Origin of the sequence: Mycobacterium sp. PO1 (genome assembly GCF_017312405.1) — a bacterium.
GTDB lineage: Bacteria > Actinomycetota > Actinomycetes > Mycobacteriales > Mycobacteriaceae > Mycobacterium.
Window position 1 is genome coordinate 1 of sequence record NZ_BLTG01000127.1, and the last position, 18,155, is coordinate 18,155.

Annotated in this window: 19 protein-coding genes and 1 pseudogene; 14 read left to right on the plus strand and 6 right to left on the minus strand. The window is 68.5% G+C overall.

All coding sequences use genetic code 11. The features are described 5' to 3' along the window. Positions 1–54 precede the first annotated feature (54 nt). Positions 55–441: a PaaI family thioesterase gene (locus tag J3476_RS27065; protein ID WP_207069361.1), complete on the minus strand. Its 387-nt coding sequence runs from the start codon at positions 439–441 to the stop codon at positions 55–57. A gap of 22 nt (positions 442–463) precedes the next feature. On the opposite strand from J3476_RS27065, the gene map reads away from it, so the two are divergent. The 3 genes from map (at position 464) to J3476_RS27080 (ending at position 2,631) form a co-directional block, all read left to right on the plus strand. After that, positions 464–1,321 (plus strand): type I methionyl aminopeptidase, encoded by an 858-nt coding sequence (gene map / locus J3476_RS27070; RefSeq protein ID WP_207069362.1) that lies wholly within the window; start codon positions 464–466, stop codon positions 1,319–1,321. Positions 1,322–1,341: 20 nt separating this feature from the next. After that, a complete protein-coding gene (locus J3476_RS27075; protein WP_207069363.1) occupies positions 1,342–2,004 on the plus strand; it encodes a hypothetical protein in 663 nt (220 codons plus the stop codon). 63 nt (positions 2,005–2,067) lie between these two features. Further along, a complete protein-coding gene (locus J3476_RS27080; protein WP_152516696.1) occupies positions 2,068–2,631 on the plus strand; it encodes an alpha/beta fold hydrolase in 564 nt (187 codons plus the stop codon). Between the two features lie 4 nt (positions 2,632–2,635). Here the strand turns inward: J3476_RS27080 and ngg are convergent, their stop codons facing one another. Together ngg and J3476_RS27090 are read right to left on the minus strand one after the other, a co-directional pair. Continuing rightward, a complete protein-coding gene (ngg, locus tag J3476_RS27085; protein WP_207069364.1) occupies positions 2,636–4,432 on the minus strand; it encodes an N-acetylglutaminylglutamine synthetase in 1,797 nt (598 codons plus the stop codon). After that, positions 4,429–6,234: an N-acetylglutaminylglutamine amidotransferase gene (locus tag J3476_RS27090; RefSeq protein ID WP_207069365.1), complete on the minus strand. Its 1,806-nt coding sequence runs from the start codon at positions 6,232–6,234 to the stop codon at positions 4,429–4,431. The genes ngg and J3476_RS27090 overlap by 4 nt, the downstream gene beginning before the upstream one ends. Positions 6,235–6,548: 314 nt before the next feature. On the opposite strand from J3476_RS27090, the gene J3476_RS27095 reads away from it, so the two are divergent. The 6 genes from J3476_RS27095 (at position 6,549) to J3476_RS27120 (ending at position 11,989) form a co-directional block, all read left to right on the plus strand. Continuing rightward, positions 6,549–7,916, plus strand: coding sequence for a glutamine synthetase family protein (locus J3476_RS27095; RefSeq protein ID WP_207069366.1), 1,368 nt, complete (start codon positions 6,549–6,551; stop codon positions 7,914–7,916). Beyond that, positions 7,903–8,688 carry a gamma-glutamyl-gamma-aminobutyrate hydrolase family protein gene (locus J3476_RS27100; RefSeq protein ID WP_207069367.1) on the plus strand — a complete coding sequence of 262 codons (786 nt, stop codon included), beginning with the start codon at positions 7,903–7,905 and terminating at the stop codon, positions 8,686–8,688. The genes J3476_RS27095 and J3476_RS27100 overlap by 14 nt, the downstream gene beginning before the upstream one ends. Beyond that, positions 8,685–10,061, plus strand: a complete 1,377-nt coding sequence (locus J3476_RS27105) for an aldehyde dehydrogenase (protein ID WP_207069368.1) — start codon at positions 8,685–8,687, stop codon at positions 10,059–10,061. The genes J3476_RS27100 and J3476_RS27105 overlap by 4 nt, the downstream gene beginning before the upstream one ends. Beyond that, on the plus strand, positions 10,058–10,834 hold the full coding sequence (locus tag J3476_RS27110) for a 3-oxoacyl-ACP reductase (RefSeq protein WP_207069376.1): 777 nt from the start codon (positions 10,058–10,060) through the stop codon (positions 10,832–10,834). Before J3476_RS27105 ends, J3476_RS27110 begins: the two co-directional genes overlap by 4 nt. Positions 10,835–10,848: 14 nt before the next feature. Next, positions 10,849–11,580 (plus strand): FadR/GntR family transcriptional regulator, encoded by a 732-nt coding sequence (locus tag J3476_RS27115; RefSeq protein WP_207069369.1) that lies wholly within the window; start codon positions 10,849–10,851, stop codon positions 11,578–11,580. 88 nt (positions 11,581–11,668) lie between these two features. Next, positions 11,669–11,989 (plus strand): helix-turn-helix transcriptional regulator, encoded by a 321-nt coding sequence (locus tag J3476_RS27120; RefSeq protein WP_152516703.1) that lies wholly within the window; start codon positions 11,669–11,671, stop codon positions 11,987–11,989. On the opposite strand, the pseudogene J3476_RS27125 reads toward J3476_RS27120, so the two are convergent. After that, positions 11,986–12,541: pseudogene (locus tag J3476_RS27125) on the minus strand (peroxiredoxin-like family protein). The gene J3476_RS27120 and the pseudogene J3476_RS27125 overlap by 4 nt on opposite strands. Positions 12,542–12,617: 76 nt before the next feature. Here J3476_RS27125 and J3476_RS27130 point away from each other — a divergent pair. The 5 genes from J3476_RS27130 (at position 12,618) to J3476_RS27150 (ending at position 15,852) form a co-directional block, all read left to right on the plus strand. Continuing rightward, positions 12,618–13,172 (plus strand): hypothetical protein, encoded by a 555-nt coding sequence (locus tag J3476_RS27130; RefSeq protein ID WP_286183835.1) that lies wholly within the window; start codon positions 12,618–12,620, stop codon positions 13,170–13,172. A 113-nt stretch (positions 13,173–13,285) separates the two neighbouring features. Then, the gene (locus J3476_RS27135) at positions 13,286–13,969 is read left to right on the plus strand and encodes an energy-coupling factor ABC transporter permease (protein WP_207069377.1); all 684 of its coding nucleotides are present in this window, start codon (positions 13,286–13,288) and stop codon (positions 13,967–13,969) included. Then, positions 13,966–14,334 (plus strand): PDGLE domain-containing protein, encoded by a 369-nt coding sequence (locus J3476_RS27140; protein WP_207069371.1) that lies wholly within the window; start codon positions 13,966–13,968, stop codon positions 14,332–14,334. Before J3476_RS27135 ends, J3476_RS27140 begins: the two co-directional genes overlap by 4 nt. A gap of 1 nt (position 14,335) precedes the next feature. Next, on the plus strand, positions 14,336–15,115 hold the full coding sequence (cbiQ, locus tag J3476_RS27145) for a cobalt ECF transporter T component CbiQ (RefSeq protein ID WP_207069372.1): 780 nt from the start codon (positions 14,336–14,338) through the stop codon (positions 15,113–15,115). Next, positions 15,112–15,852 carry an energy-coupling factor ABC transporter ATP-binding protein gene (locus J3476_RS27150; RefSeq protein ID WP_207069373.1) on the plus strand — a complete coding sequence of 247 codons (741 nt, stop codon included), beginning with the start codon at positions 15,112–15,114 and terminating at the stop codon, positions 15,850–15,852. Before cbiQ ends, J3476_RS27150 begins: the two co-directional genes overlap by 4 nt. 6 nt (positions 15,853–15,858) lie before the next feature. On the opposite strand, the gene J3476_RS27155 is transcribed toward J3476_RS27150, so the two are convergent. After that, entirely contained in the window at positions 15,859–17,367 is a 1,509-nt protein-coding gene (locus J3476_RS27155; RefSeq protein ID WP_207069374.1) for a cell wall metabolism sensor histidine kinase WalK, read from the minus strand. Further along, positions 17,364–18,068: a response regulator transcription factor gene (locus tag J3476_RS27160; RefSeq protein ID WP_207069375.1), complete on the minus strand. Its 705-nt coding sequence runs from the start codon at positions 18,066–18,068 to the stop codon at positions 17,364–17,366. The genes J3476_RS27155 and J3476_RS27160 overlap by 4 nt, the downstream gene beginning before the upstream one ends. Between the last annotated feature and the right edge of the window lie 87 nt (positions 18,069–18,155).

Below are 18,155 nucleotides of genomic sequence, written 5' to 3' on the forward strand. Positions count from 1 at the left end.
GGGCTGGGGTGGCGTGAGCCACCAGTCTCATCCCAGTGGCGTGAGCCGCCTGTCTCAGCGCGGGTCGAGTACCGCGAAGCTCAATGTGGCGCGTGCCGCCAGGCGGTCCCGCGACGCGTCGGTGACGTCGACGGCGATGATCGACAGCCGTCGCCCGGCTCGCACCACGGTGGCCTCGGCCCGGGCGGGACCCTCCAGGATGGGTGCCAGGAAATGGATCGTCATGTCCGCGGTCGTCACGTCCTGGCCCGGCCCGACGTGACGGTCGGCGAGGCGACCAGCGGCGATGTCGATCAGGGTGGCTACCAGTCCACCCTGTAGGGCGCCGCGCCTGTTGACCAGATCGGGACGGTTGTCCAGCTCGATCACCAGGCGTTCGTCGGATTCCTCGACGTCCCGGAAGTCCAGTTGTGCGAACAAGTGCCCGGGGGTGACCTGCATGCCGGAACGCTAGCATTGCTACATGTCTGTACGCAGTGCCCTCCATCCCGGTGTGGTGTCGCCGACGTTGCCGGTGCCACGGTCGATCGAGCGACCCGAGTACGTGGGTAAGGCGACCGCGCAGGAGGGCAGCGAACCGTGGGTGCAGACCCCCGAGGTGATCGAGAGGATGCGGGTCGCCGGGCGCATCGCCGCCGGTGCGCTCGCCGAGGCGGGCAAGGCGGTCGCGCCGGGGGTCACCACCGACCACCTGGACCGGGTCGCCCACGAGTACATGGTCGATCACGGCGCATACCCCTCGACACTGGGATACAAGGGTTACCCGAAGTCCTGCTGCACGTCGCTGAACGAGATCATCTGCCACGGCATCCCCGACTCCACGGTCATCGAGGACGGTGACATCGTCAACATCGACGTCACCGCCTACATCGACGGCGTGCACGGGGACACCAACGCGACGTTTTTGGCCGGCAACGTAAGCGAGGAGCACCGGCTGCTGGTCGAACGGACCCACGAAGCCACCCTGCGCGCCATCAAGGCGGTCAAGCCCGGCCGCGCGCTGTCGGTGGTCGGTCGCGTCATTGAGGCCTACGCGAACCGCTTCGGCTACAACGTGGTTCGCGACTTCACCGGACACGGCATCGGCACCACCTTCCACAACGGCTTGGTGGTGCTGCACTACGACGCACCGTCGGTGCAGACGGTGCTCGAACCCGGCATGACGTTCACCATCGAGCCGATGATCAACCTCGGTGAGCTCGACTACGAGATCTGGGATGACGACTGGACGGTCGCCACCAAGGACAAGAAGTGGACCGCGCAGTTCGAGCACACCCTGGTGGTCACCGACTCGGGCGCGGAGATCCTGACCCAGCTGTGAGCCATCGGTAGCCTGGGTTCATGATCCGGCACGCGGTGGGCGCGGCGATGGCGGTGGTCGTCCTGACGGGGTGCGGGCAGGCGGTGACCGGCACACCGACGTGGCCCGGCGCCCGTCTCGAGCGAGCTGTGCTGACCGCCGCAGACTTTCCGGCCGGTGTGGGCTTCGAGCGGATCAACCGCGACCCGGGACAGGGGGACGGCGCAGGGGCGCCGCCGCCGATGTTGTCCACTCCGGAGGGCTGTACCGACGGGATGACTCGCGACATCGCCGACACCGCGGAGCGGGGGCCCGGCAGTGCTGCGGAGTACGTCGTCGACTATGACGGTGCGCGCCTGGTGATCACAGTGCTCACGTGGTCGCTGGATCTGGATCGGCTGGCTGCCACCGCCGAACGGTGTGCGACGTACAAGACGTTCTTCGATCCGTCGGATCCGGGGATCCCGATGACCACCACGCGGCTGGACACCCCGCGACCGCAAGCGCTGGTGTACGAGCAGACCATGCATCTGGCGGGGGCGGAACGCAGCGTGTTCTTCTCGTTCGAGAACGTCGGCTCGATGGCGGTGTTCGGGATCGCCTTCCCGACCCCGGATCCCACGATCGACGTCAAAGCCGCGCTGCCGCAGACGTTTTTGGAGGTCATGGCCAAGCAGGCCGACAAGGCCGCGCAGGCCGCATGAGTGCGCCCATCAAGAGCGGTGAAAGCTGCCCGCTGACAGCGCTGCTGGCTGTAGCGTGACGCAATGCCCTCTCCCATGGTGACCGTCGACGGCTTCGGCGTGCCCGTGGAGGTGGCGGGCCCGGAGAAGGGTTCGGTCGTGGTCGTGCTCGGTGCCGCGCATCAGGCCCCGGCGGCCTACGATCCGGTCTGTCAGCGGTTGCACACCGCGTCCCTGCGTACCGTGGTGATCGGGCCGGATCCGCGGCTGACCGGCAAGTCGGTGGTCGGCATCCTCGACTCGCTGGACGTGCGCTGGGCGCTGCTGGTGGGTGACCGGCTCGGCGGGGAGCTGGCTTGGGAATTGGCCGCCACCCGGCTCGACCGGTTCATCGGGCTGGTGGCCGTCGATCGCGGACACCCACGGGTGGCCGACCCGGCCGGGGTCATCCGCGACGAGCACTGCCCGCCGGTGGAGCTGAACACCACGGTGCTGGTCAGTACCAAAGCCGCCCGCGCCATGGCGGTCGCCAGCCAGCGCTTCGTCTACGGCGAGTACCGGATCGTGGATCTGCTGGGCCGGCGCAACGCGGCCGATTCGACGGCCCAACTCGCGACCGAGATCGTCATGCGCACGAGCACATGGTGATGTTCTACCGCTGCTGATCTCTAGTGCGTGCCGCCTCGTCCGGGGTCCAGGCCTGCGGCAATCCCGGCTGGTTCGGAAACAGGAAGTCCACGAATGCTTTTGCGGTCGGCTGCGGCTCGTGGTTGGCCAACCCGGGACGTTCGTTCGCCTCGATGAACACGTAGTCGGGCGAGGTGACGTCCGGTACCAGCAGGTCGATGCCGGTCACGGGAATGCCGATCGCGGCGGCCGCGGTGACGGCCACTGCGCGCAGGTCCGGATGCACGATCGCGGTGACGTCGTGAATGGTCCCGCCCTGGTGCAGGTTCGCGGTGCGGCGCACACGCAAACGTTCACCCTCGGGCAGTACGTCGTCGAACGACCAGCCCGCCTCAGTGACCGTGGCCTCGGTCACGGCATCCATCGGGATGACCGACTCGCCGCCCGTCGCGGCGGCCCGGCGGCGGCTCTGCGCTTCGATCAACTCACGGATGGTGTGCCGGCCCGTGCCGGTGACCTCCGCCGGGCGACGCAGTGCCGCGGCGACCACCTTGCCGTCGATGACGACAAGCCGCAGGTCGTCACCCTCGGCGCGCTGTTCGATGAGCACCTCGGGGTACTGCTCGCGGGCCCGTGCCAGCGCTGCGTCCAGTTCCTCGGAGTCGGTGACCCCGACCGTGATGCCTTTGCCCTGCTCGCCGCGGGTGGGCTTGACGACGACGTCGCCCACTTCGGCCAGGAAGTCGTGGTCGGCCTGGTCGAAGGTCGCCAGCCGCCCACGCGGCACGGCGATGCCGGCCTCGGACACGATGCGCCGAGTGAGTCGCTTGTCGTCGCACCGGCTCATCGCGACGGCGGAGGTGTACTCGGACAGCGACTCCCGCGTGATGACGCTGCGTCCACCGTGCGACATCTTCATCTCGCCGGCCTCGGCGTCGATCACCTCCACCCAGATGCCGCGGCGGATCGCCTCGTCGGCGATGATCCGGGCGTAGGGGTTGAGGTCGTCCACCGTTTCCGGGGGATGGGTGAACAGCGGCTCATTGATGGCGTTCTTGCGTTTGACCGCCATGACGGGAACCCGGGTGAACCCCAGCTTCTCGTACAGCGCGATCGCAGCGCCGTTGTCGTGGGCCACCGACAGGTCCATGTAGGACCGGCCACGGGTGCGGTACAACTCGGCCAGGGCGAGGGTCAGTGACGCGCCCACCCCGGGCAGCGGTGCCGCCGGGTCGACCGCCAGTGTCCACAGGCTCGAGCCGTTCTCCGGGTCGCTGAACAGCTCCACGTGGTCCACGCCGGTCACCGTGCCGAGAACGGCGCCGTCGTCGGTGACCGCGATCAGATAGTCCACCGCATCCCGCTGCACGTGGTTGTCCCAGATGACGTCGACGGGGGCGGGCACCATCCCGCACCGGACGTAGACGCGGTTCATCTCGTCGGCTTCCGCACGGCTGCGCAGCGCGCGGATCGTGAATCCGCGCTGGGTCGGCGCGATGTGGTCGTCGTCGGTGAAGCGCAGCCGGTAGGTGTGGCTGGGATCGATGAACAGCTCGGCCGGGGCGCGGGAGACCAGCACATGCGGCTCACGGGCGTAGATGCAGATGTCACGCCGCCCTTTGGCCTCCTCGCGCAGCACGTCGGCGAGGTTTTCCGGATCGGCGAACGTCTGACCGAAAATCAGCCGGCCCCAACCGAGTTCGAGGACCACGTCCTCGGACATCGACTCGACGAGCTCCGGCGGGGAGGCCTGGTGCAGCGACAGCGTGATCGCCTCGGTCTGCTCACCGGCCGACTCGGCACGGGGGTCGAGTGTGCTCATGCGGCCGGGCCCCGGATGCCGTGCTTCTGCAGCCACAGCTCCAGCAGCGCGATCTGCCAGAGCTCGTTGCCCCGCAGTGGGGTCAGCCGACCGTTGGGGTCCGCGAGCAGCTGCTCGACGGCGTCGGGCCGGAACAGTCCGCGTTCCTTGGCCTCCGGGGCGTACAGGGCGTCGCGGACCAGATCCAGGTACGGGCCTTCGAGGTGGGTCAGCGCGGGCACCGGAAAGTAACCCTTGGGCCGGTCGATCACGTCTGCGGGGACCACGCGCCGGGCGGCCTGCTTGAGCACACCCTTGCCCTCGTGGGCGGTCTTGTACTGGGGCGGACAGGTGGCGGCCAGCTCGACGAGGTCGTGGTCGAGGAACGGCACCCGGCCTTCCAGGCCCCAGGCCATGGTCATGTTGTCGACCCGCTTGACCGGGTCGTCGACCAGCATCACGGTGGTGTCGAGGCGCAGCGCGCGATCGACCCCGGTGGCGGCGCCGAGGCGCGCGAAGTGTTCGGCGACGAACCGCTCGCTGGGATCGTCTTCGGTGGCCACGGCCCGCGACACCAGCTTGGCGTACGCCGACTGGTCGCGGTCGAAGAACGCCGCCCGGTAGCTGGCGACCGAGCCTTCGACCGAGGCCGCCGACGGCTCACCCATCGGCGGATACCAGTGGTACCCGGCGAAGACCTCGTCGGCGCCCTGGCCGGACTGCACGACCTTGACGTGCTTGGCGACCTCCTGGCTGAGGAGGTAGAAGGCCACGCAGTCATGGCTGACCATCGGTTCGCTCATGGCGCCGATCGCGCCGTCGAGGGCGGGCAACATCCGGTCGGTGCCGATGCGGATCTGGTGATGATCGGTGTCGAACCGCTTGGCGATGATGTCGGAGTAGCGGAACTCGTCGCCCTCGACGCCGCCGACGGATTCGAAGCCGATGGAGAACGTCTTGAGTCCGTGCTGGCCGGCTTCGGCGAGCAACCCGACGATCAGGCTGGAATCCACCCCGCCCGACAGCAGGCATCCCACCGGGACGTCGGCGACCAGGCGCCGCTCCACCGCCACCCGCAGCGAGTGCAGAACCGCATCCTCCCAGTCGCGTTCGGACCAGTCGGCGCGCTCGTCGCAGCGGGTGAAGTCGGGCTCCCAGTAGACCTTCGTGGTCCGCGTGCCGTCGGGTTCGATCACCATCAGCGAGGCCGGGGGCAGCTTGCCGACGCCGCGCAGGATCGTCCGTGGCGGCGGCACGACCGAATGGAAGGTCATGTAGTGATGCAGCGCGACCTGGTCGATCCGGGTGTCGATGTCGCCGCCCGCGAGCAGCGCGGGCAGCGACGACGCGAACCGGATCCGATCGGAGTTCTCGCTGATGTAGAGCGGCTTGATGCCCAGGCGGTCGCGGCCGAGCAGGACTCGACCGCTGTCGCGTTCGACGATGGCGAAGGCGTACATGCCCTTGAGGTGGTCGACGAACTTGTCGCCCCAATGGTGGTAGCCCTTGAGCAGCACCTCGGTGTCGCTGTGCGAGAAGAACCGGTAGCCGTGGCTCATCAACTCGTCGCGCAACTGCTCGTAGTTGTAGATGCAGCCGTTCCAGGCGATCGACAACCCCAGTTCGGAGTCCACCATGGGCTGGGCGCCGGCCTCGGTGAGGTCGATGATCTTCAGTCGGCGATGCCCGAGGGCGACCCGCCCCTGGGACCACACGCCGGCGGCATCGGGTCCGCGCGGGACCATGACCTGGGCCATCGCGGAGACGGCACCGATATCCGGGGTTCTTCCGTCGAGGCGTACCTCGCCGGTGGCTCCACACACCTGTTCGACCCTACTCTGTGTCGGCTGACATCGACGCCGTTGTCGGCGGCCCTGGTTGAGGGCCGCAGCGGCAACGGAATATTTACCCTAGGGGAACTCCGCCAAACCGGCGCACCGACATCGGGTTCGCGATCCTGGTCACTCGGCGGGGTGTGCAGCTTGCTTTGTGCCCATATGATTTGAAAAGGTCTGCTGTCCTACCTTTCGACGTCGGATGTGCGGTGAATACCGGCGATGACGGTCCCGCGGCGGGTAGCCAATGGTTGACTTGCCAGCACAGACAACCGTGTTCGACGGCGTGGCGAGGAGAAGTGATGGGTGCACAAAAGGGCATGTTGACGCAGGCCGAGCTCGAGCAGTTGGTCGCTGCGGGCGACATCGACACGGTGATCGTGGCCTTCACCGACATGCAGGGCCGGCTCACCGGCAAGCGGGTCTCGGCGCGGTTGTTCGTCGACGACGTCGCCGAGCACGGTGCCGAATGCTGCAACTACCTGCTTGCCGTCGACGTCGACATGGACACCGTCGACGGTTACGCCATCTCCAGCTGGGAGACCGGTTACGGCGACATGGTGATGACGCCCGACTTCAGCACACTGCGGTTGCTGCCGTGGATTCCGGGCAGCGCGCTGGTGATGGCGGATCTGTCGTGGACTGACGGCAAGCCGGTGAAGCAGGCGCCGCGCAGCATCCTCAACCGCCAGATGGACCGTCTCGCCGAGCGCGGGCTGGTGCCCTACATCGGCACCGAACTCGAGTTCATGGTGTTCGACGACGCGTACCGCGACGCGTGGAAAGCCGACTACCGTGGCCTGACGCCGGCCACCGACTACAACGTCGACTACCAGATGCTGGCCTCCACCCGCATGGAGCCCCTTCTGCGCGACATCCGTCTCGGCATGGACGGCGCGGGCATGTACTGCGAAGGGGTCAAGGGTGAGTGCAACCTCGGCCAGCAGGAGATCGCCTTCCGCTACGACCACGCTCTGGTCACCTGCGACAACCACACCATCTACAAGAACGGCGCCAAAGAGATCGCCGATCAACACGGCAAGAGCCTGACCTTCATGGCGAAGTTCGACGAGCGTGAAGGCAACAGCTGCCACATCCACATCTCGCTGCGTGGCAGCGACGGTTCGGCCGTCTTCGCCGACGACAGCGACCCGCTGGGAATGTCGGCGATGTTCCGCAGCTTCGTGGCCGGCCAACTGGCCACCCTGCGCGAGCTGACGTTGTTCTACGCCCCGAACATCAATTCCTACAAGCGTTTCGTCGATGGCAGCTTCGCGCCCACCGCGATCGCCTGGGGCCTGGACAACCGCACGTGCGCACTGCGGGTGGTCGGCCACGGCCAGGGCATGCGCATGGAGTGCCGCGCTCCGGGTGGGGACGTCAACCAGTACCTGGCCACCGCGGCGTTGATCGCCGGTGGCCTGCACGGCATCGAGCAGGGCCTCGAGCTGCCCGATGCCACCGACGGCAACGCCTACACCAGCGGCGCCGACCGGCTGCCCACCACGATGAGCGAGGCCGCCGAACTGTTCGACAAATCCGAGATCGCCCGCGCCGCGTTCGGAGACGACGTCGTCGACCACTACCTGAATTACGCACATGTCGAGCTGGCGGCCTTCAATGCCGCCGTGACCGATTGGGAAAGGAGGCGCTGTTTTGAACGGCTCTGACCCGGAATACCGCCGCAGGCCCGCGATCGGGCTGACCACCTATCTGCAGCAGGCCCAGACCGGGGTGTGGGACGTGCGGGCCAGTTTCCTGCCTGCCATCTACTTCGAGGGGGTCGGGCTCGCCGGCGGCATGTCGGTGCTGCTGCCGCCCCAACCGGTGGATGCGGCGGCCGCCGACGCGCTGCTCGACGGCCTCGACGGGCTGATCATCACCGGCGGCCGTGACGTCGACCCCGGTGCGTACGGCAGCCCCCGGCATCCCGCCACCGACGAACCCGCCGAAGACAGCCGCATCCGCGACGACTTCGAGTTCGCCCTGCTGCACGCCGCGCTGCGCCGCGGGGTGCCGGTGCTGGGAATCTGCCGCGGCGCTCAGGTGCTCAACGTGGCCCTCGGCGGCACCCTGCACCAGCACCTGCCCGATGTGGTGGGCCACAGCCGCCACCAACAGGGCAACGCGGTGTTCTCCACGTCCTCGATCAGCACCGTCGCCGGCACCCGGGTGCAGGCGCTGGTCGGCTCCACCACCGAGGCGCAGTGCTATCACCACCAGGCCATCGACCGCCTCGGCGACGGGCTGATCGTCAGCGCCCTGGACGCCGACGGCGTGATCGAGGCCGTGGAGACCGACCCACGCCGCTACCCCGATCACTGGGTGGTGGCCGTGCAGTGGCATCCCGAGGAGCGGCTCGACGACCTGCGGCTGTTCGCCGGTCTGGTGCAGGCCTCGGCGGCGTTCGCGCAGCGAAGAACACAGAAGGTGAGTGCATGACGACCTGTGAGGTGATCAACCCGGCGACCGAGGAGCTGCTGCGCACCGTCGAGCTCACCGACACCGCCGGAGTCGACGACGCGGTCGCCCGCGCACAGTCGGCTCAGCGGAAGTGGGCCCGGCTGGCCCCGGCCGAGCGGGCGGGCGCACTGCGGGATTTCGCGACCGTCGTCGACGCCCACGTCGAAGAACTGGCCGCACTCGAGGTCGCCAACTCCGGTCATCCGATCGGTTCGGCGCGATGGGAGGCCGGGCACGTCCGCGACGTGCTGCAGTTCTACGCGGGCGCGCCGGAACGACTGTCCGGCAAGCAGATTCCGGTGGCCGGTGGGCTGGACGTGACGTTCAACGAGCCACTCGGCGTCGTCGGGATCATCACCCCGTGGAACTTCCCGATGACCATCGCGGCGTGGGGATTCGCCCCCGCGCTGGCCGCCGGCAACGCGGTGCTGGTGAAGCCGGCCGAGTGGACTCCGCTGACCACGCTGCGGCTCGGCGAACTCGCCGTCGAAGCCGGTCTGCCGGCCGACCTGCTCTGCGTGCTGCCTGGTGCGGGCGAGGTGGTGGGGGAGCGTTTCGTCACCCATCCCGACGTCCGCAAGATCGTCTTCACCGGCTCCACCGAGGTGGGCACGCGGGTGATGGCGGGCGCCGCCGCGCACGTCAAGCGGGTGACGCTGGAGTTGGGCGGCAAGAGCGCCAACATCGTCTTCGACGATTGCGATCTGGAACGCGCCGCGGCGACGGCGCCCTACGGGGTGTTCGACAACGCCGGTCAGGATTGCTGCGCGCGTAGCCGTATCCTGGTGCAGCGCAACGTCTACGACCGCTTCATGGAGCTGCTCGAACCGGCGGTCAAGGGCGTCGCCGTGGGTGACCCGAACGCCGAGGACACCGAGATGGGCCCGCTGGTGTCCAAGGCGCACTGGAGCTCGGTCGCCTCGTACGTGCCCGACGACGCCCCTGTCGCGTTCCGCGGTTCGGCGCCGCAGGGGCCCGGCTTCTGGTTCCCCCCGACGGTGCTCACGCCGCAGCGCGGCGACCGATCCGTCACCGAGGAGATCTTCGGCCCGGTGGTCGCCGTGCTGCCCTTCGACGACGAGGCCGACGCGGTCGCACTGGCCAACGACACCGCCTACGGGTTGTCCGGCTCGATCTGGACGGACAACCTCTCGCGGGCACTGCGGGTGTCGCGCGCGGTCGAGGCCGGCAATCTGTCGGTCAACTCGCACTCGTCGGTGCGGTACAACACCCCGTTCGGTGGCTTCAAGGCCTCGGGGCTGGGCCGGGAACTCGGTCCCGACGCCCCGCTGTCGTTCACCGAGGTCAAGAACGTCTTCATCGCTGTTCAGACAGAGCAGGAGGCTCACTGATGGATCTGACCCAACGCCTCACCGGCAAGGTCGCCGTCGTCACCGGCGGCGCCAGCGGTATCGGGCTGGCGAGCGTGCGCCGGCTGCACGCCGAGGGCGCCACCATCGTCATCGGCGACATCGACCCCGCGACCGGTAAGGACGTCGCCGATGAGGTCGAAGGCACCTTCGTCCCGGTCGACGTCGCCGACGAAGTCGCCGTCGACACGCTGTTCGACACCGCGGCCAAGACCTACGGGTCGGTGGACATCGCGTTCAACAACGCCGGGATCTCACCGCCCGACGACGACCTGATCGAGAACACCGGGCTCGAGGCGTGGCAGCGGGTGCAGGACGTCAACCTCAAATCGGTGTTCCTGTGCTGCAAGGCGGCGCTGCGCCACATGGTGCCCCAGCAGAAGGGTTCGATCATCAACACCGCGTCGTTCGTCGCGGTGATGGGTTCGGCCACGTCGCAGATCTCCTACACCGCCTCCAAGGGTGGGGTGCTGGCGATGTCACGTGAGCTCGGCGTGCAGTACGCCCGCCAAGGCATCCGGGTGAACGCACTGTGCCCGGGCCCGGTCAACACACCACTGCTCAAGGAGCTGTTCGCCAAGGATCCCGAGCGCGCCGCGCGCCGTCTGGTGCATGTGCCGGTGGGCCGTTTCGCCGAGCCGGAAGAACTGGCCGCGGCGGTGGCATTCCTGGCCAGCGATGACGCATCGTTCATCACCGGCTCGTCGTTCCTGGTCGACGGTGGCATCAGCTCCGCCTACGTCACGCCGCTGTAGTCCACTCTGGACCGATGGCCGCCGAACCGGGCTCGCCCGAGCGCACCGACGCCAGCGACGCGCTGCTGCGTCCGGTGCGGCCGCTCAACGCGTTCGAGGACACGGTGTCGCGGTTGCTGCAGACGATCCGGCTCGGGTTGCTGCAGCCGGGGGAGTCGTTACCACCGGAGCGGGACCTCGCTGCCCGGCTCGGCGTCAGCCGGGACACCCTGCGTGAGGCCATCAAGTCGTTGGCCGAGGCCGGGTATCTGGTGTCGCGGCGCGGGCGCTACGGCGGCACGTTCCTGGCCGATGAGCTGCCCGCCCCGAGCGGGGACGCCGTGCGGCCCACCCGCGCGGACATCGACGACACCATGCGGCTGCGCGAGATCCTCGAAGTCGGGGCGGCGCGGATGGCGGCGGGCCGGACACTGACCGCCACCGAGCGTCAGGCGTTGTCGGGCCGGCTGGCCGACGTCCGCGACGCCGACAGCGCCGACTACCGCCGCCTGGACTCGCGGCTTCACCTGGCGATCGCCGAGGCGGCGGGAGTGCCGTCGCTGGTCCCGTTGGTGGCGCAGAACCGGATGCGGCTCAACGAGCTGCTCGACCACATCCCGCTGCTGGCCCGCAACATCGCCCACTCCGACGAGCAGCATGACGCGATCGTCGCGGCGATCCTGGCCGGGGACGCCGACACGGCGGCCGAGACCATGGCCGCGCACGTCCGGGCTTCGGCCACGCTGCTGCACGGCTTCCTGGACTGACCTGCCCCGCGAACGCGCGGGTCTGTCCACCGACACGCCGCGCAGGCTGGCATTTTGCGCGCGCTCGTCGGGGACTAGATTTGCAGGGATGGAGGACGAAGGGCTGGTCGAGCGGGCGTCCTCGGCGCTGGCCGAGGTCGACACCACCGGCTGGGCGCAGCGCTTCGACCTGGTCTCGGACCCGCACCGGCTGGAAATCCTGTTGTGCCTGCACCGCTCGCCCGGGATCTGTGTCAGCGACCTGGCCGCGGCGCTGGGTCGTTCGGAGAACGCGGTGTCGCAGGCACTTCGGGTGCTACGCCAGCAGGGCTGGGTCACCAACACCCGCGCCGGGCGCTCGGTGACCTACCGGCTCGAGGACGACACCGTGCACGACCTGCTGCACTGGATCGGCGCGCGGCACGGCTAACTGCCCGCACCGAATCGTGCGGCCAGTCCGATGATCTCGTCGACCGACCACTGATCGTCGGCGTGCGCGCCGTACTTCGCGGCGAGCAGCACACCCTGCGGCGAGATCAGGAAGTCGGCCGGCCTGCTCAGATGCTCCTCGCCGGGTCCCATCCCGGGGCGCAGTGAGCGCTGCTGCGCCACGCCGCGCGCCGCGGCCAGCCAGGCACGTGGATGGAGCACCGAGGCCAGCGACGTCTCCACACCGAGACTGTCTGTACAGCGTCTTTTCGGGATCGGCGACGACGGCGAAGGGCAGATCGGACTGATACTCGCGCAGTGTGTCGGCACTGGAGTGGAACACCGCCACCTCCGAGACCCCCGCCGCGACAATCTCGTCGTGACGACGGGAGAGCGACCGCAGGTGCAGATGGCAGATGGGGCACCCGGCGAAACGGCGGAACTGCAGATGCACCAGGCGCTCGGAATCCGGTACCGACACGGTGGCGCCGGTGATGGTGTCGAGCCTGCGCGCGGTGATGTCGTCACCGACCCTCAGGGGCGTTTTCGGCATGGTCGCAGTACACCACGGCACACCGACGAACTCCGGCGGTGTTTCGAAGCCGGTCGGGGTGGGGAACGTGACAACCATGACGCGCCGCAAGCCCGCCTTGGCCATGGCGTCGGTCGCCGCACTGGCGTTGACCGGGTGCGCGGTGTCCAATCAGAACACCGCCACGCCCTCGGCGGAGACCACGACGTCCCCGCCACCGGCCTCGGCGTTCGGGGCGGAAGCGCCCGTCCCACCGCCATCGACCGACCGGATACCGCCGGTCGGAGCGAGATGGTTGGAAATCGACGAGGTCGACGGACTGGGCACCATCGTCGTCGACGGGAAGGGGCGCACGGTCTACGCCTCGTCGGCCGACACCGGCGGCCAACCCACCTGCTATGACGCGTGCGCAGACACCTGGCTGCCCCTGCTGGCGTCCGGCAACCCATCCGGTGGCATCGGTATCCAGGTGTCGCAGGTAACCACCGCTACCCGCCGCGACGGCGCCGAGCAGGCCACCTATCAGGGCCATCCGTTGTACTGGTACGCCGGTGACGGCATGCCCGGGGAGATCAACGGCCACGGCGTCGAGCTGTTCGGCGCCGAGTGGTTCGTGCTGACCCCCGACGGAGACCGGGCGACGGTGGGCTGAGCCGAGCGGCGATGGCCTGCCCGACAGGACAGGGCGACGCTGGTCATCTGATCAGCTAGACAGATGTTCAGACGGCGGAATAAGGTGCTGGTGTGACCGAGCACATCCGCGCCATGCACATGAGCGACGGCATCGTCAACGCGCCTGTGTCGGTGGCCTTCCTCGCGATCGCCATCCTCGCGCTGGGTGTCTGCGCCTACCGGGCGCGCACCGAGCTGGACGAGCGGACTGTGCCGCTGGCCGGCTTGGTCGCGGCGTTCATCTTCGCGGTGCAGATGGTGAACTTCCCGATCCTGCCGGGCGTCAGCGGCCACCTGCTCGGCGGCGCGCTCGCCGCGATCCTGGTCGGTCCCTTCACCGGGGCGCTGTGCGTGGCAGTGGTGCTCATCGTGCAGGCGCTGCTGTTCGCCGACGGCGGGGTGACGGCGCTGGGAACCAACATCGTCAACATGGCCGTCATCGGCGTCGCGGCCGGGTACGGCACGGCGGTGCTGGCCTACCGGCTGCTGCGCCGCAGAGGTGAGGTAGGTGTGCCCGCCGTCGGGGCGCTGTCCTTCGGAGCCGCGGTCGTCGGGACCGTCTGTGCTGCCATGGGTTTCGTGCTCGAGTACGCCCTCGGTGGTGCGTCCACGACGTCGCTGGGAACAGTGGCGACCTACATGTTCGGCACCCACGTGCTGATCGGGGTCGGGGAGGGAATCATCACCGCACTGACCGTGATGGCCGTGGTGCGGGCCCGCCCCGACCTGGTCTATCTGCTGCGCACCAACCCGGCGAAAGTGGGGGCGAACGCATGACCGAGGCGACACAGCGGCGCTGGTGGTTCTGGATCGGATTCGCGGTGGTCACCCTGCTCATCGCCGGAGGTGTGTCGTACCTGGCCAGTTCGAGCCCCGACGGCCTGGACTCGGCAACATTGCAGGGTTGCGAGGTGGTCGAGACCGCCGCCGGGGAGGAACTGCACGGCGACTGCATCGCCCAGCATGCCGAAGAGCACAGTCTGGCCGGCTCCCCGCTGGCCGACTACGCGCTGGGTGGGCAGGACGGGACCGGCGGGCTGGCGGGAATCGCCGGGGTGTTGGTGACCGTGCTGGTGGCCGGCGGGCTCTTCTGGTTCATCGCTCGCTCGCGGGGCAAGGCCCCGACCAAGTCCGGGAACTGAGGTGGGAGGCGGCCATTCGCACCCGCTCTACCGAGACGGTGACTCGCCGGTGCACCGGCTGCCGGGCGAGGTCAAGATCGTCTGCCTGGTGGTGTTCGTGCTGGCGGTGGTGGCCACCCCCCGAGAGTTGTTCTGGCCCTTCGGGTTGTTCGCCCTGATCCTGCTGGCCACCTGGTGGGTGGCCCGGATTCCGCTGCGCTGGATGCTGCCCCGGATGCTGATCGAGGTGCCTTTCGTCGTGCTGGCGGTGCTGTTGCCGTTCGCAGAAGGCGGCGAACGCGTGACGGTGGCCGGGGTGGAGCTGTCGGTAGCCGGGCTGTACGCCGCGTGGGGAATCGTGGCGAAGGGCACCCTCGGGGTGGCGGCCTCGCTGACCGTGGCCGCCACGACCACCGCGCGCGAGCTGCCCATCGCGCTGAGCAGGCTGCGCGTCCCCGGGGTCATCGTGTCTGTGCTGACGCTGATGATCCGCTACATCGACGTACTCGCCGCAGAGGCCCGCCGGATGCGTATGGCGCGTGTCTCGCGCGGTGACTCGCCGCGCATGGCGCATCAGATCGGGGCGACCGCCAAGGGGGTCGGGTCGCTGTTCCTGCGGTCCTACGAACGCGGTGAACGGGTGTATCTGGCAATGCTCTCGCGCGGTTTCGACGGCCAGATACCGCCGATGGCCGTCGGCGCGGGCTGCACGGCTGCCGCATCGTCGCGGCAGTGGGTGCTGGCGCTGGTGCCGGCCACCGCGGCGGTGGTCGTGGCGATGACCGCCTGGACGGTGCGATGAGCGCCCCGGCGGTGCAGGTGCGAGGACTGCGATACAGCTATCCCGACGGTCATGTCGCTCTGGACGGCATCGACCTCGACGTCGCGGCGGGGGAGCGGGTGGCGTTGCTCGGCCCCAACGGAGCGGGCAAGACCACGCTGATGCTGCACCTCAACGGTGTGTTGACCGCGTCGGACGGCTCCATCGCCATCGGTGGGACAACCCTGTCGCGCAGCACGTTACGGGATGTCAGGCGCCAAGTCGGACTGGTGTTCCAAGACCCTGACGACCAGTTGTTCATGCCCACCCTGGCCCAGGATGTGGCCTTCGGCCCGGCCAATTTCGGGCTGCGGGGCGAACAGCTCGCCGAGCGGGTCCGGCATGCTCTCGAGGCCGTCTCGATGACGGAGCTGGCGGACCGCAGCCCGGCGCACATGTCGGGTGGCCAACGTCGACGCGCGGCACTGGCCACCGTCTTGGCCTGCGAGCCCGAAGTTCTGGTCCTCGACGAGCCGTCGGCGAATCTCGACCCGGTGGCCCGCCGGGAGTTGGCCCAGACCTTGACGGGGTTGGAGTCGACGATGTTGATCGTCACCCATGACCTGCCCTACGCCGCGCAGCTGTGTGACCGGGCGATCGTCATGGATCGCGGTGTGATCGTTGCCGACGGCGCGGTGGCCGAAGTGCTTTCGGATACGGAGCTGCTTGCTGCGCACCGGCTCGAACTGCCGTGGGGCTTCACCGTGACCCGACCCTGAAACGGGCTATCCGGTCGGGGCGCGTACGGCGGCGGTCGGCATCATCGGCAGCGTGATGGTGAACGTCGTCGCACCCGGCGCAGAACGCGCCGTGATGACGCCTGCGTGGGACTCGACGATGGATGACGTGATCGACAGCCCCAGACCGAAGCTGCCGGTCTCGCGGGACCTGGACTTGTCGGCGCGTACGAAGCGCTCGAACAGATGGGGCAGCACTGCGTCGTCGATACCCGGCCCGTCATCGGTCACTGTCAGCTCGACTTCGGGCTTCCCGTCGCCGGCTCGCCCCGTCCTCAGGGCCGCGGTCACGGTGGTCCCCGCAGGCGTGTGCACCCGGGCGTTGGTCAGCAGGTTGGCGATCGCCTGATGGAGTCGGGCCCGGTCGGCGCGCACCCAGACCGCTGTGTCGGGCACATCGACCGACCAGTGGTGTGTGGGCGCCGATACCGCGGCGTCGTTGACCGCATCGACGACGAGATCGCTCAGCTCGACATCGGTGGCATGCAGCTCGTCACCTTCGTCGAGTCGTGCCAACAGCAACAGATCGGCGACCAGAGAGGTCATCCGTTGCGCTTCGGCTTCGATGCGAGCCAACGAGTACTCGGTCGTCTCCGGCAGGACGGCACTGTCCTGCCTGGTCAGCTCCGCGTAACCGTGGATCGCGGACAGCGGCGTGCGAAGTTCGTGGCTGGCGTCGGTGATGAACTGCCGCATCCGCCGATCCGACGCGGCGACGTCGGCGAGCGCACGCTCCACATGGTCGAGCAGCCGGTTGAGGGTGTCACCGACAAGGCCGACCTCGGTGTGCGAATCGGTGTTCTCGGCCGGAACCCGGGGGGCGATCGTGTGGTTGTCCCGATCGAGCGGCAGCGCCGCTACCTCTGCAGCAGTCGCGGCGACGCGGCGCAACGGACGCAGCGCGAAGCGAACCACCGCGAGTGTGCTCAGTGCGGTGATGACCAGAGCCAACGCGGTCAGCCCGGAGACGATGACGGTTTCCCGGATCATCGCCTCCCACGCCGGCCCACGGGACACGCCGGTGACCAGGATTTCATCGTCGCCTCCGAACCGGCCGGTCATGCGGTACCAGCCCAGTTCGGGCAGCTCGACGGTGCGGGGATCGGCACGCCACGGCGAAGCGGCGATCACCTCGATCGCGGCAGCGGGAAGAGGCCGCGCTCCACCTTCGACAAAGTGCGCCGAGTCGACGACCCGGCCGCCGCGAATGATCGCCACGACATTTCCCGGTGCCTGACCTGTCAGGTTCGCCATCGGCTTCATCGCCCCGGGTGGTGGTAACTCCCCGTCAGGAAGCGGCGTGCTGCGGTATTTCGCCACCCCCGCGCTGAATCCGTCTGCCGCCCCGGCGAGTTGAGAGTCGAGGATGCCCAGCACGGAGGATCTCAGCGACATCACCGACATCGCTCCGGTCGTCGCCACGACCACCATGACCACCACCGAGACCGCGATGACCAACTGCTTCTGCAGTGACCATCTCTGCCAGCGCCGCTTCATCGCGGGGACCGGAGCATGTAGCCGACGCCTCGCACGGTGTGCAGCATCGGCTCACGGCCCGCGTCGATCTTCTTGCGTAGGTATGACACGTAGAGATCCACGATGCTGGACTTGCCGCCGAATTCGTACTCCCATACCCGGCGCAGGATCTCCTGGCGGGTGACTGCCTTGCCCTGATTGCGCATCAGGTAACGCAGCAGGTCGAATTCCGTCGACGTCAAGGCGAGCGCGTCGCCGCCCCGCGTGACCTCGTGACTGGTGGCGTCGAGGTGGAGGTCCCCCACCCGAAGTGTTTCGTCATCGGCGGGCGTGAGGTAGGCCGAGCGGCGCAGCAGTCCGCGCAGTCTGGCGACGAGTTCCTCGAGTGAGAACGGTTTGGTCATGTAGTCGTCGCCACCCGCGGTCAGGCCGGTGACCCGGTCGGCCACCGAATCGCGGGCGGTCAGGAACAGCGTCGGCGTGTAAGCGCCCGATGCGCGGATTCGCGCCAGTACACCGAGTCCGTCCATGTCGGGGAGCATGATGTCGAGAACCAACAGGTCGGGCGGGTTGGTGCGGTACATCTCGACCGCTTCGGCGGCAGTGTGCGCAGTATCGATCTCCCACCCCTCGTAGCGCAACGCCATGCGGACGAGGTTCGTGAGCGCGCGCTCGTCGTCGACGAGCAGGACCCGGATCGGTGACCCGTCGGCGCGGTACATCTGAGGGGGACCCGTTTGGTGGTCCAGGCGCTATGCGACTTTCGGTTGGTGGGTCGTGGCCCACTGTAGGGCAAACTCGGCGGGGGT